We start from the raw sequence: 15760 nt of genomic DNA on the forward strand, positions 1-15760 counted from the left end.
TACTAAAATAATGAATACACACGGCTCGGGGGGAGGCGACATTCCATCCTGGGAGGTACAAAACAGATACCCTTAACTATACCAAACAAATAACCTGTTGAGGCCAGTAACCCGTTCGGGTAATTGTTGTGCAGTGGGACTTTGTTTTGCCCGGCGACAAGCTATATCAGGGTATCGAGATTATCGCCAAAAACATCCCAGCCGGCTGGCTTTTTACCCTGTAAAACATAAGAGTATGCAATGAGCTCAGCAATAACATAATACAATGACTCAGGTATTTCCTGGCCCAAGTCCAGCGTGTTTAAAATATCGCTAAGGTACGGGTCTTCATGCACCAGTATGCCAGATGCCTTCGCCAGCTCGATAATCTCCTGCGCAAGATCGCCATGACCTTTTGCCACTACCTTGGGCGCATCGGCTTTATTCTGACTGGCATATTTCAGCCCTATGGCTTTTTTCACTGGTTTTTTCATACGCGGGTCTCAAAAAGCTGGTAAGGCCGTTTGGCTAAGTGCTCGGGAATTTTGCCCCGTTGCACACTGCTTTTATCAACATGCAGGCCAAGGGTTTCCAACCGCTTGATTAGAAAGGGTAAGGTATCTGCAACCGTGCACAAAAGCACGTCTGTGGAGGTATATAAATTTATGGTCACGGTGTCATGGTGAATGGTTGATTTGGCCAGCAATTGGCCGCGCTCCGCGATATCCAGTTTCATGGTGAGCTGCCAGTTTCGCGTTTTACCCGCGTTGTCGGCCTCGTCCTGGGTGGGATCGTCTTCGCGTTTTATTAATACCTCTGGCGCCGTTTTGTTATGTGAAGCGAAGGGTAAGATAAAATAAAACTGTTCCTGCCCCTGTAAACGCGCTTCGGCATTGGTTAATTTAGTTACCTGATGGTTGGCCAGTAGTGTTTTTATTGCCTCAGAAAGCCCGCCCTGGCGATCGACACTGGCTAATTCCTGACCGGCTCTCATCGCTGCAGCGCTAAAGGCGGGGTTGGTCGAACCGGCTCCGCCAGTAGTACTGGCAGCCATTGCCTGGGCGGTTTCAGTTCTGACCACCGCAGCCTGGCTAGCAGCCTTACCGGTAAGGGTTAATTGCAACAAGCTAACTAACGCAGTAACAAAATTAGTGGGCGTGGACGATGCGCTAAGGCTGGCTGGTGTAACGGGCAGGCTGGTAGCGCTAAATAGCGCCTGTAACTGGTTTATTGAGGGTTGCGACTGCACAGAAGACGGCGAAGGCTGGCCCTTGCTATCCATTGCTGCAGTCGTGTCGGGCGACGTTTTTAGCAGTTGTTCATATTGGCTGAAAAGCTGCCTGGTTTGAATGTCGCTGCTGTTGGCTGGCCCCTTCAATAGGTTAAAAAGCTGATTTAACGCCTGATTGGTAGAGCCGGTATCAGCCAGAAGCCGTCTTGCTAATAGAGGAATTTGCTGTTGCAGCGTATTAGCCTGCTCTCGGGTCAGGTGCAGCCCTTGCAGGCGGGGCTCAGTAGCTAGCGCATCAGCCGTAGCCGTACCAGCGGTAGCGGTTTGACCCTGTTGTGCATGCAATGTGGGCAGTTGTTGTTCGAGCTGCTTGGAAATTGAGGTGGTGGGCAGGGCGGCGAAACTTCCCTCTGGGGTGCGTAATAAAGCGCTTGGTTGCCAACTCGGGTAGCTAACAGAAACCGTGTTATTCATTAAGGAGAGGCTCAGCGGCCCTTTGGCAATTGCCGCGCTCAGGCCGTGAAGCTGCTGTGTAAGCTGCTCGCTGAAGCGGGCAGTGGGCCGCTCGAAATGCATTGCGCTTGTTTTAAGGGTGTGGGCAACCAAGGCCTTATTGAGCATCGTATCGTTAGGGGCAACCTGCTTTACTGTAGCGGGTGTTGTTAGCGTTGGCTGGAATACCTCAAGCGTCTGCGCTTTACTGTTCCATTGAAGGGTGGCGGTGCCGTTATCTATGGCAGTCGGCTGGGCCAGGCTTAAGGTCGCCGGGCGAGCGAGGGTTTGTGCTGTTACGGTTAAAGAAGTCGCAGAATGTACCTGCACCGTCACTGGCAAGCTAAGAAGCGGCTTGGACGACGCTCCTGCAGCGTGGCTCATTTTGGTTAAAAAGTTATTTTTATCAATAGCATCTAAGATAACCGAAAAGCTGTGCGCCTTTACCGTAGAAACCAGCGCCTGATTGTCATTTAAACGGGTTATCAGGCTGTTATCTACGGTGAGCCCCCGCACGGCATTGGCGGTGAGGGTGGCTATACTCGTCTTAGTCTCATTGCCATTTTCCGGGAGGCTTAAAGAGGCCAGTGGTACAGATAATTGGTGTTTTACCCCGGCAATGGTCACTGCCAGCTGTTCGGCGCCAGTAGCAGTTATTCTGGCATTCGCAGGCTGCGCGCTGACCGGTAAAGTAGCCAATAGAGTGCTATTGCTCTCAGTGACCGGGACTGTAGCAAGATGAAGCTGGCCAGCAGAAGGCGTAATTGGCGGAGTATTCATGTCCGGTTATCGACCACAACTTCTGAATGCTTGAGCAATTGATGACAAAACATTAACCAATAAATTCCTTATACCCGGATTTCCCAGATAGTCACGCTGGGTTAATATTATGGTAGACTGACGTTAAATTATCGCTAAGTTACCAGAACGGAAGCGCTTTCTTGTCCCAATTAGTTGCCAGTGAGCTGTCTTGCATCAAACAGGACAGAGTATTATTTGATAATCTGTCTGTAACACTTAGCGCAGGACAACTGGTTCACCTGCGCGGGCCAAATGGGGCAGGCAAAACCAGTTTACTGCGTATTTTAGCTGGCCTGAGTGCTGCTGATTCAGGTCACATTAGCTGGCAGAATCAATCTCTAGGTTCGGACTATTTCACACAACTGGTTTACCTTGGCCATAAAAATGGCTTAAACCTGACCCTGAATGCGATAGAAAATCTATACTACTGGTGCGCTCAGCATGGCGTAAAAATCAGTTCGGCACAACTGTATGACCGTTTGGCTGCATTGGAATTGACCGGCCTGGAAACCTTGCCTGTAAAAGCCTTATCGGCTGGGCAACAACGCAAAGTTGCATTGGCTCGATTATGGTTAAAGCCTGCTATGGTTTGGCTGCTTGATGAGCCCTTTACAGCCTTGGATATCCGCACTATAGGTATGCTGGAAAACGCCTTAAATAATTTTGTTACACAGGGTGGGGCGGTTATGTTGACCTCGCATCATGTTATGACCTCGGCCGTAGGCAAAGTTCAGTCCTTGGATTTGGAGTATCGGTGGTGACAACGCTTTTTTATGGCGTGTTTAAACGGGACCTCGCCTTAGCATTCAGACAAAAAGCCGAGTTGGCCCAGCCTCTTTTATTTTTGCTGATTGTAATAACGTTATTTCCTATTGCGGTGGGCCCCGGGCCCGACATACTGCAGCGTATTGGCCCGGGCGTTATATGGGTAGCGGCTATCCTGGCCTCCTTATTGGGTATGGACCGGCTGTTTAAAGAGGATTTCAACGATGGCTCGCTGGAACAGATGATGTTAAGCGGCCACCCACTTTACCAACTGGTACTGGCTAAAATTACCGCGCACTGGCTAGTTTGCTTTATACCCGTGCTGTTGCTCACACCGCTATTTTCCATCTTACTCAATCAAACCCTAACGATGGCGGTGGCGCTGTTTTTGTCCCTGTTATTGGGTACCCCGCTGTTATCATTGATGGCAGCCATAGCCATGGGGCTGACCGTCGGGGTGCCCAAGGGTGGCCTGCTACCGTCCTTGTTGATGCTACCGGTTTTGATTCCGTTATTGATTTTTGCCACCTCTGCGGTAGAGTCAGCAGCAATGGGTTTGTCTTACACGCCACAACTGGCTGTCATAGGCGCGATGTTTCTGGTTGCGTTGGCACTGGCCCCGTTGGCGACCGTCTATGCATTGAAAGTGAGTCAACACTGATGTTTATGTGGTTACACCAATACGCTAAAACCGAAGCTGCTTATTCGTTGTGTAATCGGCTTATACCTTGGTTTGCTGCTATTAGTATGGGGTGTCTGGTTACCGGCACCGTATGGGGCTTGTTATTTGCACCCTCAGACTATCAGCAGGGCGATGCATTTCGCATTATCTACATTCATGTACCCGCGGCGATGCTAAGCATGAGTACCTATATAGCTATGGCCGTGGCCGCCTTGGTAGGCCTGGTATGGCAATGGCGTACGGCATTTATGGCTATGATAGCTATCGCCCCGGTGGGGGCGGCTGTCACATTTATAGCCTTATTTACCGGCGCCGCCTGGGGTAAACCTATGTGGGGGGCTTGGTGGGTTTGGGATGCGCGGTTAACCTCTGAATTGATTTTACTGTTTTTATATTGTGGCGTGATTGCGCTGTACTGTGCATTTGATGATAAACAACAGGCGGGCAAGGCGGCGGGGGTAATGGCGCTGGTGGGGGTGGTAAATGTTCCGGTGATACATTTTTCCGTGCAGTGGTGGAACACCTTACATCAGGGGGCCACAATTACCCGTCTTGATAAACCGGCCATTGCGACACAAATGCTCTGGCCATTGCTAATTAATATCGTGGGCATGGCGGCGTTTATTTTTACGATCTCTTGTGTGCGCCTTAAAAATGAAATCATCCGCCGCGAGCAGCGCCGGCCCTGGGTACAACAACTGGTACATTCCAACGAGGCGAAAAATGAACTTTGATTCCTTCGCCGAATTTATTGCCATGGGCGGCTATGGTCTGTATGTCTGGCTGTCTTTTGGGGTGTCGTTTAGTGTAATGTTGCTGTTGGTGATAGCCGGCTGGTATGAGCGTAAAATCCTTGATAAAGAGATCCGCCAGGAAGCTTATCGCCAACAACGCATTCAGGTGGCGCGCACGCAGGCCGCGCAGCGAAAGGATACCGTATGACTCCAAGAAGAAAGCAGCGTTTAACGATCATTGCGGCTATCGGCGGGCTGCTTAGTGCAGCGGTGGCTTTAATGCTATTTGCACTCAACGATAATATTGATTTGTTTTATACGCCCAGTGAAATTATTGAAGGTAAAGCCGGCACCAAACCTGCGGTTGGCCAGCGACTACGTATTGGCGGTATGGTGGTACCTGGCTCCGTATACCGCAATCCGCAAACGCTGGAAGTTACCTTCGATTTGATTGATACGGGGCCGCCAGTGACGGTGTCGTATAACGGCATATTACCGGATTTATTCCGTGAGGGTCAGGGTATTGTCGCCACCGGCGTTTTAACCAGTGCTAGCGCTATTGAGGCTCAAGAAGTGCTGGCTAAACACGATGAAGAATACATGCCTCCCGCGTTAGCCGAAAAAATGAAGGGCATTAAACATGTTAAACCGGCGGCCTCGTCAGGCGCGCCCTTATGATCCCTGAGTTAGGCAACATTGCGTTGCATTTAGCGTTAGTCAGTGCTGTATTACTGGCTGTTTACCCGATGGCCGGTGCTACCCGCCAACACCCACGGCTAATGGCCACCGCCCGCCCCTTAGCCGTATCAATGTTTTTGTTTACCGCTATCGCCTTTCTGTGTCTTTGCTACGCCTTTGCCACGGATGATTTTTCGGTGGCATATGTGGCATCGCATTCCAATAGCAAGCTTCCCTTACATTATAAAATCACTGCCGTATGGGGCGGCCACGAAGGCTCTTTTCTGTTATGGGTGTTGATGCTCAGTGTGTGGACGCTGGCGGTTGCCATGTTCAGCCGCAGTATACCGCAGGAGATGGTCGCCAGAGTGTTAGCGGTACTGGGTATTGTGGCGATAGGCTTTTATCTGTTTATGCTGCTGACGTCCAATCCGTTTGACAGTTTACTGCCCTTTTTCCCGGTCGATGGCCGGGATCTGAACCCGTTACTACAGGACTTTGGCATGATTATTCATCCGCCTATGCTGTACATGGGGTATGTTGGATTTGCCGTGGCGTTTGCGTTTGCTATAGCTGCGTTAATCAGTGGTCGGTTGGATTCTACCTGGGCACGCTGGTCAAGGCCATGGGTCATCGCCGCATGGTCGTTCCTGACCGTGGGAATATGTTTGGGAAGCTGGTGGGCATATTACGAGCTTGGCTGGGGAGGCTGGTGGTTTTGGGATCCGGTTGAAAATGCTTCTTTTATGCCTTGGTTAGTGGGCACCGCCCTGATGCATTCGCTAGCGGTTACAGAAAAGCGCAAAGTATTTAAATCCTGGACCGTATTACTGGCGATAGGGGCGTTCTCGTTAAGTCTGTTGGGTACATTTTTGGTGCGCTCCGGGGTGATTGTATCGGTGCACTCCTTTGCCAGCGACCCTACCCGGGGCCTGTTTATTTTAGGTATTTTAGTCCTGCTGAGCGGCGCCGCACTATTGCTTTATGCTATACGTGCCAGCGCTTTGACCAGCGTAGCGCGTTACCAGATGTGGTCTCGTGAAGTACTATTGATGGGCAACAATCTGTTTCTCTGTGCGGCAACTATTGTGGTCCTACTGGGGACCTTGTTACCGCTGGTACATAAAGAGATTGGTCTTGGCTCAATCTCTATAGGGGCGCCGTTTTTCAACAAAATGTTTGTTTATCTTATTGTACCGTTTGTGTTTACTTTGGGCCTTGGGCCACTGACACGCTGGAAAAGTCAGCCGGCGAAAGCAATGATCCGGCAGATGGTTATTGCATTTGGTTTAAGCCTGGCAGCCGCTTTGTTAGTAAATTTCTCTTATTCTCAACCGGCTTACATGGCCGTTCTGGGGATGCTACTGGCATTCTGGATTCTTATCTGTACGGTGCAGGAGGTCATGCAACGGGTTACCAGCCTGAATAAACAATTAAGCGTGACACAGCGGTTGCGGCTACTGACCCGTAGCCACTGGGCGATGGTATTAGGGCATGTTGGCTTTGCCGTCGCACTTATTGGTATTACGCTGGTAAGCAACTATGAACAGGAAAGAGACGTGCGAATGGCGCCCGGAGATTCCATCACGGTAGGCGATTATCGGTTTGTATTTGATAGCCATCGACAGCTTACCGGGCCAAATTATCTGGCTGATGTCGGTCAGTTCAGTGTGTTTGCCAATACGCAATTAATTACCCGTTTGCACCCCCAAAAACGCATATACACGGTGCAAAAAATGCCAATGACCGAAGCTGCTATTGATTCAGGGTTAACCCGCGACTTATTCATTGCGCTGGGCGAGCCATTAGGAGAGGGGGCCTGGGCTGTACGTATTTACATTAAACCGTTTGTAATATGGATTTGGGGCGGGGGCGGTATTATGGCGTTAGCCGGTATTCTGGCAATCAGCGATCGTCGCTACCGACTGACGGCTTCCTCAGGCGGTAAGTCAGGGGCAGCGCCGCGCCAACCACACGCGGAGCACTTATGAAAAGAACCTGGTTAGTAGCCTTGCCGTTGGTAATATTTGTCGCTGTGATAGTGTTTTTGTATCAGGGACTCTCTGCTGACCCCAGAGCACGGGATTCGCAAATTCTTAATCAGCCTTTACCGGAATTTAGTTTGCCCGATCTGATGCACGAGGAACGTCAGTACACGCCCGCCGACCTACAAAGCGAGGTTACCATTCTCAACGTATGGGGGGTGTGGTGTGTTACTTGTGCGGTCGAACTACCTTATTTAACCTATCTGGCAGATAACGAGCGGGTAAAATTTGTTGGCTTGTACTTTGATCAGGATATTGATCCTGATTTCGGCGGGAAAACCATTACTGCGGTACGTAAGGAGGTGCAAACTATGCTGAGCCAGTATGGTAATCCGTATGCCTTTAATATTTACGATGTATATCGAGATATGTCATTAGATTTAGGGGTTACCGGCGCGCCAGAACATTTTGTTATTGACCAGCACGGGGTCATCAGAATGCACCATATCGGCGATATAAACGAGCGGGTTTGGACGACTAAAGTTGGGCCCATGTACCATCAATTGGTCAAAGAGAATACGCCATGAAACTGGGTTTGTTGATAGGGCTGGTGTTACTGGCAATCGTAAGTAAGAGCAGTGTTGGCGCTACCGGCCAGGATAACTATCAATTTGCCAATGCGCAGCAGCGGGAAACGTTTCAAACGCTCACCAGTCAGCTCCGTTGCCCCATGTGCCAAAACCAGAATATTGCTGATTCCGACGCTATGATTGCCCGTGATATGCGGCGCAAGGTGTATCAGTTATTACAGGATGGGCAGTCTGCAGAAGACGTTATTGCTTATATGAAAGCCCGGTATGGCGACTTTGTTTACTACGAACCCCCGCTAACTGTAGCGACTATTTGGTTATGGTTATTACCGGTACTGTTTGCCGGTGCTGGCTTTTGGGTGTTATACCGGCGGCGTAAACCTGCCCCGGTGGAAGATATGGCGCAGCGGCTGGCCCAGGCTGAAAAGCTACTTAAACAGGATAAGCCATGAGCGCTTCCTGGTTTCATTTGGCCGTAAGTGGGCTGATCACCCTGCTATTGCTATTTGCCAGCTGGCCCTGGTTAATGCGTAAGCGACGCTCTGGCTATGAGGAACGAACAAGACTCCAAAACGAGTCAGCTACTGCTTATTCAGGCACTACTTCGAATATTGCTCTCATTCGCCAACGGTTGCTAGAGCTAGAGGAAGAGGCTCGGCAGGGGCTGATTACAGATCAAGACGCCCGTCAGGCCAGCGACGAGCTTAAGTTGGCGCTGGTAGATGAACATCGCGACAGTGCCGCACAGAGCACCCAATCTGCTACAGGCTGGATAGTGGCCGGGGCAATACTGGCGGTGGCGTGTGCAGGCCTTACCTATATTAAAGCTAATCATTTAGGTAAACTGGCCTATAGCGAGCAGGCAGTCGCCGCGTTGCCAGGATTATCCCGAAAGCTGACCGAAGGCAGTGCCCAAGACTTTACCCAGCAAGACCTGAACCAGCTAACTCTGGCTATCCGCCAACGTTTACGCTGGCAGACAGACGATGCCCAGGGCTGGATGTTTTTGGGCCGGATTTATGCGGCTGCCGGCCGTGAAGATGAAGCCAGGGAAGCGCTGAGTAAAGCCTATAATCTGGATAACACCAATGAGCAAATTGTAAGCAGTTACATCCAGGCATTGATGGCTGGCAGTCAAGCCGATAATGTCAGACATGCAAAGTCGTTGTTATCGACTCAGCTCAGTCGTTATCCGGGTAATAATAATTATGCGTTAATGATGGCAGTGGCTGCGGCGCAATTAGGTGATCTTGATACCACTGAGCGGTATTATGCCCAGGTTGAGTCCTTGCTTCCGCGGGATAGCCAGATTCGGCAAAGCTTACAAACGCGGATTGCTGAAATGGGCGGCCAGGTCACTGAGGAGCAAAGCCCGCTAAGTCTGACCATTACGGTTTCGCTGGGGCCGGATATTGATCCGGTACAGCTACCTGAGACAGGCTTTTTAATTGTTTTCGCGCAGCAACAAGATGGATCAAACCGGATGCCCGCAGCAGTCGTAAAACAACCTTTATCAGCGCTGCCGGTCACCGTTACGCTTACCGAAGCCGATGCAATGACGCCAGCTTTTACTCTCGCCCAGCTTAGCAAAGCTAAGTTAGTTGCACGAATTTCTGCTGATGAGGATGTGATGCCAGCCATAGGTGATTTTGAAGGGGTAAGTATGGTGGATCTAACGAGCCAGGGGCATTCTCAGCAATCTATTATGATCAATAAGGAACTTAAGTGAAGAATACCAAACGCGCCATGTTTTTCGGCCTGTTGATGACAGCTGGCATATTGTCTGGCTGCGCCTCCAACACTGCCCAGGAACAAGCCGAGCAGAACAATCCTGCTAATGTATCTGACCCCCGGGATCCGTTCGAGTCAGTTAACCGCGATATTTGGGATTTTAACTGGGAAATTCTGGATGCCTACATACTGCGCCCGGTTACGGTAGGTTATACCACTGTTATGCCTCAATTCGCCCGTACCGGGTTGCTTAATGCGGCAAATAACCTGGAAGAACCAGCTAATTTTTTAAATAATATGTTGCAAGGCGATTTTGACCACGGCATGGATAGCCTTGCACGGTTTTTAATAAATTCCACGGTTGGGCTGTTAGGCACGATTGATGTCGCCAGTAAAATAGGCGTAGAGCGCCAGCGTGAAAGTTTTGGTGAGGTATTGGCGGTATGGGGCGTCGACACCGGGCCATTTTTAATGTTGCCAGGTTTGGGTCCATCGGACCCCAGAAGTTTTACTGGTCGCGTAGCCGATGGGTATTACTATCCCATGTCGATATTAAACACTAACTTTTCTATCGCAACCTTTGTGGTCTCGCTGTTAGAAGGACGCGCGTCGCTTATTGACCAGGAACAACAGTTAGAGCAATCTTTCGATCAGTACTCTTTTGTTAAAAACGCATATTTTCAGAATCTGGAGTTTAGAGTGACGGACGGTGAAGTGGGCGAAAAGGCTATTGATCAAGAGCAGCAACAGGAAGATTTTTCTGACTTTGAAGCGTTACTGGAAGGCGATACTGAACAGTAGGCCATGACGCCCGGCTATCGAGCCGGGCGTATGTGACGAACTTCTTTCATGCTGGCGTAGTGCCAGAGCCTAACCGGGCGGTTTAGCTTTACCCCCTGCGCGGCTGAAGGCGTATAGAGTATGAATTGGCTACACAAAGTTTCATCCGTGCGCTATGTACTATTTTGCATACCCATTAGGGTTCTGTGACTGCCAGTTCCAGATATCTTTACACATATCATCCAGCCCTTTTTCAGCATTCCAGTTCAGCTCCTGGGCCGCTAATGTAGGGTCTGCATAACAGGCCGCAACATCCCCACTGCGGCGTGGGGCCAACTTATAGTTGATAGTCTGGCCCGAGGCGTTTTCGAATGCTTTGACCATCTCCAGTACAGAGTAACCCTGGCCTGTACCCAGGTTGTATTTATCTAGCCCCATATTAAGTGCGATACGATCTAACGCTTTTAAATGGCCATTTGCCAGATCTTCCACATGAATATAATCACGTACTCCGGTGCCATCAACGGTATCGTAGTCGTCACCGAACACACTTAGCTGGGCGAGCTTGCCAGTCGCTACTTGAGAGATATAAGGCATTAAATTGTTGGGAATGCCATTCGGATCCTCGCCTATCTGTCCAGACGAGTGCGCCCCAACCGGATTGAAATAGCGCAGTATGACGATATTCCACTGGTTATCGGATTGGTACAAATCGGTCAGCACATGCTCAACCATCAGTTTCGACATACCATACGGATTCGTCGGTTCCCCGGTGGCCATTTTCTCGTGCAGTGGCAGGGCTACGGGATCGCCGTAGACTGTCGCTGATGAACTGAAAACCAGGTTCTTAACGTTGTGCTGGCTCATCGCCTTACACAGGGTTAGCGTTCCATAGACATTGTTTTCGTAATAATCGAGGGGCTTCTCGACTGATTCGCCTACCGCTTTGAGGCCGGCAAAATGAATCACTGCATCAATATTGTGCTGGCTGAAAATATCATCCAGAACCGGGTAATCACGTATATCACCCTGGATAAACGTCACTGACTTACCGGTTAGACTTTCTACCCTGCGCAGTGACTCGGCGCTGGCATTGACCAGGTTATCCAGCACAATGACCTGTACGTCACGTTCTAGCAGCTGCAGCGTGGTATGACTACCAATATAGCCGGCACCGCCGGTGACAAGAATCGTTTTCATCATTACTCCTTGGATGGGTTCTCAGGCACGTTGATATATTTGGCGCTTAACGAGTACTGCAATGGTTTTACCACCAGTGGATACAATAAAAACACCAGCAATGCCCATAATAGCGATGTCCAGTCGGTAACGGTGCGTAAGATCAACGCAAAGACCGGCACTATCACCAGTAATTTAAGTACATTGAGTAGGGTCTTTTCCGGCGTCGTCAGCCGTTTGGCTGCTTGTTCCAGATAAGCCATACGCTCTGCCAGAGGCAGATGCTGTAAGCCCGGTATATGTCGGGTGGTAAGATAAAAAGCCATAGCCTCTCGAATATAATAGAACGCGGATAGTAATTAATACAAAGAAGCCGGTATTAAACCGGCTTCTTATCGCTTAATGTACCTGAATCAGGCGTGTTGCGCAGCTTTATCCTTGCCTCGGTCAGCAAGTTTTTCCCATTTACGGGTTTTTAATGAAAGCAGCAATACCACAATACCTATTGCAATACTGAACAAACTAATCTGCATAAACAAGTCAGGCATTGTATCAAGCCGCTCAGGATTAAAATTACCTGCCAGTAAGCCAGCAATAACATTACCGATAGAGTAGGTTAATACGAAAACGCCCATCATCTGGCCTGCAAAACGGCGTGGAGAGAGCTTACTGACCGCACTTAATGCCACCGGGCTTAAACATAACTCGCCCACGGTATGCAGGAAGTACGTCATCACCAGCCAGTATGGCGCGACCTTCATACCACTAGCAGCTAGCTGAGCAGCAAAGAACATCACAATAAAACCAGTAGCCATAATGACCAATCCAATAGCACACTTTGCGCCATAGGAAGGGTCAAGCATACGCTTGCCAAGGTTTACCCACAGTGCAGCGAAGAACGGTGAAAGGATAATAATGAAGATCGAGTTAGCTGATTGAAACCACGCAGGCGGGATAGAAAACGCGCCAACGATACGATCGGTATAATCCCGGCCAAACAGGTTAAGCGACGAACCAGCCTGTTCAAAGCCAGCCCAAAAACAAGCTGACGCGATACAGATGAGAAACAGGGCGCCCATTTGTTTTTTCTCGGCATCGTTTAAGTTGCCCAGGAAAAAGATACCACCAAAATACAGTAAAAATATTATCGTAAATGCAATCGCAACGTATTTTGCCAGCTCTACCGGGTTAATCACCAGTACACCCATAGTGGTTGCAGCGGTAACCCCAATCAAAACCAGTAAGAACAAAACAATGCCGGTCCAGCCGCGTTTACGAATGGACGGCGTCAGTTCTGCGGTGGGGCCATCACCGATATCACTTAGGCGATTAAGCGTTAATTTGTACTGAATCAGGCCGATAGCCATACCCACTGCGGCGGCACCAAAAGCCCAGTGATAGCCCATGTTAGGCGCTAGCCATCCGCATACACCGTAACCAATTAATGAGCCTAAATTAATCCCCATATAATAAATGGTATAGCCGCTGTCTCGCCGGGTATCATGGTCAGAGTACAAGCCTCCTACCAGCGCACTGATATTCGGCTTGAGTAAGCCTGTGCCAAGTACTACAAGGATAAGACCAATAAAGAAAGTATTGTGGCTGGGAATAGCCAGCACAATATGTCCTGACATTATGATCAGGCCGCCATACCAGATAGCGCGCTGGCTACCAATCAGGCGGTCGGCTATCCAGCCGCCGGGCAGGCCCATGAAATAAACCGCGCCGGTATACAGGCCATAAATGGCGGTAGCCGAAGCTACCGTAAAGGCGAGTCCTTCTTCTTGCAGCGTCGCGGTCATGAAGAGCACAAGCAGGGCGCGCATGCCGTAATAACTCATTCGCTCCCACATTTCGGTGAAAAAGAGTGTCTGCAGCCCCCCTGGATGGCCGAAGAAACGGGTGTCGTTAGATGATTTTGTCGTCACAATCAGATTCCGTATTATTTTATTTGTAAGATCGTTTTGGAAGTAGACAGCACTGCGTTGTAGCGTGACTTGGGTATATCTACAAGTTACGTCGTTATACTAGAGGAATTCAGCATACACAAGTAAAGAAAAGGTTAACAGCCTTAAGCTACACTTGCTGTAGCGCAGGCGATGACTGACATTCTACATATAAAAAAGCCCGGCTGCGGGCCGGGCATTTGGATTACTTGTATATAAAAAAGGCGGTTAAGCGGTTTTCTCTAACAACGGATACCACCATTGTTGATTATCTAAATACCAGTTCAGCGTTTTACGGATACCAGAATTAAACGATTCAAAAGGAGTATAGCCCAATACTTCCTGAGATTTAGTCGCATCAATAGCATAGCGACGATCATGGCCGGGCCGATCAGTCACAAAACTTATCAACGCTTCACAATTACCTTCGATAGCTTGCTTGGCGAGGGGGAAGCGCGCGGCTAATTCCGGCTCCTGAGCGAATTTATCGTTCATCAACTGACAAATCAGTTTCACAATATCTATATTCGCCCATTCATTATGGCCGCCAATATTGTAGTTCTCGCCAATTTCACCTTGTAGCAGTACTTTTTCAATACCTCGGGCATGATCTTCTACATACAACCAATCACGTATCTGCTGGCCATCCCCATAAACCGGCAACGGTTGGTCGTGCAAAATATTGGTAATAATTAGTGGAATCAGCTTTTCCGGGAAATGGAATGGCCCGTAATTATTAGAACAGTTACTGGTGGTTACTTCCAGCCCATAGGTATGATGATAAGCTCTTACCAAATGGTCGGAAGCGGCTTTGCTGGCAGAATAGGGGGAATTCGGCGCATAGGCAGTCAGCTCTGTGAAAGCGGGGTCTTCCGGGGTTAAGGTGCCATATACTTCATCAGTGGAGACATGGTGAAAACGATGAGTAAGCGCAGGCTTTTCCTGCGCGCGAGGCTCATCCAGCCAAACCATTTTAGCGGCCTTCAATAACGAATATGTACCCAGAATATTGGTTTCAATGAATGCATCTGGGCCGGTGATTGAGCGATCCACATGGGACTCTGCGGCAAAATGGACCAACGTATCAATATGATGATGACGTAACAAATCTACGACCAAATCGGTATCGCAAATATCGCCTTGAACAAAATGAAAATTAGCCCGGCTTTCCAACCCAGCCAGATTTTCCTTGTTGCCTGCATACGTTAGCGCATCAAGAACCACAACAGTATCTTCGCTATGCTGCGCTAACCAAAAGTGTACGAAATTCGCCCCGATAAAGCCTGCGCCACCGGTAACGAGTAATGATTTAGCCATGTTAATTCTCTATAGTAATATCGCTAAGCATAGCGGTTAGTCGGGTTTCCCAATGAAGCTGGGGGATATCAGCAAACGCCGTAGCTAATGAGGCTTTACACAACACACTGTATGCTGGCCGTCGGGCAGGCGTAGGGAAGTCTTCGGTGGTGATTGGCGCAATAGGAATGGCCTTTTCCAGAAGTCCTTTGTGCTGCGCTATACGTTGTATCGCCACCGCAAAATCAAACCAACTGGCCACCCCGGTATCCGTCCAGTGGTGAATCCCACTGATGCGATGCTGCGCGGCATGGACGGCCGCCTGTGCCAAACCCGCAGCACAGGTAGGGGTACCAATCTGGTCTGCTACGATCCCCAACGCTGGCTTTTGGGCCATCAGTTTGAGCATGGTATAAACAAAGTTATGGCCAAACCGGGAGTAGACCCAAGCCGTACGGATAATTGTGAAACTAAGCTTAGGGATTGCTTCTAGCGCGGCTTCACCGGCAGCTTTGCTGGCACCATACACCCCCAGCGGGGTGCGAGGCGTGGCCGGCGTGATAGGGCGATGGTATTGGCCGTTAAATACATAGTCGGTAGACACATGCACCAAATGCAGGTTGTGGGCAGCACAGTACTCGCCGAGCACCGCCACTGCTTCGTGGTTTAATTTATAGGCCGCCACTTCATCGCTTTGCGCCTTATCCACTGCCGTGTACGCCGCTGCATTAATGACGGCTGTAGGCTGGCAAGCAGCCAGCTTATTTGCGACATCTTGCGAATCCGTAATATCAATATCGTTGCGGCCCAAACAGCGTATATCTTCGCGATCAAGGGCCGCCAGTTCCTGCGCCAGTTGACCGCTTTTTCCTATAACAATGATCATACCGG

The 15760-nt window shown here is 49.6% G+C and carries 17 protein-coding genes; 10 read left to right on the forward strand and 7 right to left on the reverse strand.

The window, feature by feature from the left end; all coding sequences use genetic code 11:
- Window positions 1–161: 161 nt before the first annotated feature.
- Both D0Y50_RS04110 and D0Y50_RS04115 read right to left on the reverse strand, forming a co-directional pair.
- Entirely contained in the window at window positions 162–473 is a 312-nt protein-coding gene (locus tag D0Y50_RS04110; RefSeq protein WP_117315649.1) for an EscU/YscU/HrcU family type III secretion system export apparatus switch protein, read from the reverse strand.
- Window positions 470–2482: a flagellar hook-length control protein FliK gene (locus tag D0Y50_RS04115; RefSeq protein WP_108567965.1), complete on the reverse strand. Its 2013-nt coding sequence runs from the start codon at window positions 2480–2482 to the stop codon at window positions 470–472. The genes D0Y50_RS04110 and D0Y50_RS04115 overlap by 4 nt, the downstream gene beginning before the upstream one ends.
- Window positions 2483–2643: 161 nt before the next feature.
- Here D0Y50_RS04115 and ccmA point away from each other — a divergent pair, with 161 nt between their 5' ends.
- Genes ccmA through D0Y50_RS04165 form a run of 10 tightly spaced genes read left to right on the forward strand, consistent with a single transcriptional unit; the run spans window position 2644 to window position 10469 of the window.
- Window positions 2644–3264, forward strand: a complete 621-nt coding sequence (gene ccmA, locus D0Y50_RS04120; protein WP_108567964.1) for a cytochrome c biogenesis heme-transporting ATPase CcmA — start codon at window positions 2644–2646, stop codon at window positions 3262–3264.
- Window positions 3261–3929: a heme exporter protein CcmB gene (ccmB, locus tag D0Y50_RS04125; protein ID WP_108567976.1), complete on the forward strand. Its 669-nt coding sequence runs from the start codon at window positions 3261–3263 to the stop codon at window positions 3927–3929. Before ccmA ends, ccmB begins: the two co-directional genes overlap by 4 nt.
- Window positions 3929–4684: a heme ABC transporter permease gene (locus tag D0Y50_RS04130; RefSeq protein WP_108567963.1), complete on the forward strand. Its 756-nt coding sequence runs from the start codon at window positions 3929–3931 to the stop codon at window positions 4682–4684. The genes ccmB and D0Y50_RS04130 overlap by 1 nt, the downstream gene beginning before the upstream one ends.
- Entirely contained in the window at window positions 4674–4892 is a 219-nt protein-coding gene (ccmD, locus tag D0Y50_RS04135) for a heme exporter protein CcmD (protein WP_108567962.1), read from the forward strand. Before D0Y50_RS04130 ends, ccmD begins: the two co-directional genes overlap by 11 nt.
- Window positions 4889–5362: a cytochrome c maturation protein CcmE gene (gene ccmE / locus D0Y50_RS04140; RefSeq protein WP_108567961.1), complete on the forward strand. Its 474-nt coding sequence runs from the start codon at window positions 4889–4891 to the stop codon at window positions 5360–5362. The genes ccmD and ccmE overlap by 4 nt, the downstream gene beginning before the upstream one ends.
- Complete coding sequence (locus tag D0Y50_RS04145) at window positions 5359–7353, forward strand: heme lyase CcmF/NrfE family subunit (protein ID WP_108567960.1); 1995 nt, start codon at window positions 5359–5361, stop codon at window positions 7351–7353. Before ccmE ends, D0Y50_RS04145 begins: the two co-directional genes overlap by 4 nt.
- On the forward strand, window positions 7350–7934 hold the full coding sequence (locus tag D0Y50_RS04150; RefSeq protein WP_117315651.1) for a redoxin family protein: 585 nt from the start codon (window positions 7350–7352) through the stop codon (window positions 7932–7934). The genes D0Y50_RS04145 and D0Y50_RS04150 overlap by 4 nt, the downstream gene beginning before the upstream one ends.
- Window positions 7931–8389 (forward strand): cytochrome c-type biogenesis protein, encoded by a 459-nt coding sequence (locus D0Y50_RS04155; protein ID WP_108567958.1) that lies wholly within the window; start codon window positions 7931–7933, stop codon window positions 8387–8389. The genes D0Y50_RS04150 and D0Y50_RS04155 overlap by 4 nt, the downstream gene beginning before the upstream one ends.
- Window positions 8386–9666 carry a c-type cytochrome biogenesis protein CcmI gene (gene ccmI / locus D0Y50_RS04160; RefSeq protein WP_117315653.1) on the forward strand — a complete coding sequence of 427 codons (1281 nt, stop codon included), beginning with the start codon at window positions 8386–8388 and terminating at the stop codon, window positions 9664–9666. The genes D0Y50_RS04155 and ccmI overlap by 4 nt, the downstream gene beginning before the upstream one ends.
- Before the next feature lie 17 nt (window positions 9667–9683).
- Window positions 9684–10469: an MlaA family lipoprotein gene (locus tag D0Y50_RS04165; RefSeq protein WP_108567975.1), complete on the forward strand. Its 786-nt coding sequence runs from the start codon at window positions 9684–9686 to the stop codon at window positions 10467–10469.
- 159 nt (window positions 10470–10628) lie between these two features.
- Here D0Y50_RS04165 and galE read toward each other — a convergent pair whose 3' ends face one another.
- The 5 genes from galE to rfbD form a co-directional block, all read right to left on the reverse strand.
- Window positions 10629–11648: a UDP-glucose 4-epimerase GalE gene (gene galE / locus D0Y50_RS04170; protein WP_117315655.1), complete on the reverse strand. Its 1020-nt coding sequence runs from the start codon at window positions 11646–11648 to the stop codon at window positions 10629–10631.
- Window positions 11649–11650: 2 nt separating this feature from the next.
- Window positions 11651–11953, reverse strand: a complete 303-nt coding sequence (locus tag D0Y50_RS04175; RefSeq protein WP_108567955.1) for a DUF6170 family protein — start codon at window positions 11951–11953, stop codon at window positions 11651–11653.
- Between the two features lie 87 nt (window positions 11954–12040).
- Window positions 12041–13555 carry a peptide MFS transporter gene (locus D0Y50_RS04180; protein ID WP_108567954.1) on the reverse strand — a complete coding sequence of 505 codons (1515 nt, stop codon included), beginning with the start codon at window positions 13553–13555 and terminating at the stop codon, window positions 12041–12043.
- Between the two features lie 246 nt (window positions 13556–13801).
- On the reverse strand, window positions 13802–14890 hold the full coding sequence (gene rfbB / locus D0Y50_RS04185) for a dTDP-glucose 4,6-dehydratase (protein ID WP_108567953.1): 1089 nt from the start codon (window positions 14888–14890) through the stop codon (window positions 13802–13804).
- A 1-nt stretch (window position 14891) separates the two neighbouring features.
- The gene (gene rfbD / locus D0Y50_RS04190) at window positions 14892–15755 is read right to left on the reverse strand and encodes a dTDP-4-dehydrorhamnose reductase (RefSeq protein WP_117315657.1); all 864 of its coding nucleotides are present in this window, start codon (window positions 15753–15755) and stop codon (window positions 14892–14894) included.
- Window positions 15756–15760: the final 5 nt, after the last annotated feature.

This window comes from Salinimonas sediminis, assembly GCF_003429285.1.
Lineage (GTDB): Bacteria > Pseudomonadota > Gammaproteobacteria > Enterobacterales > Alteromonadaceae > Alteromonas > Alteromonas indica.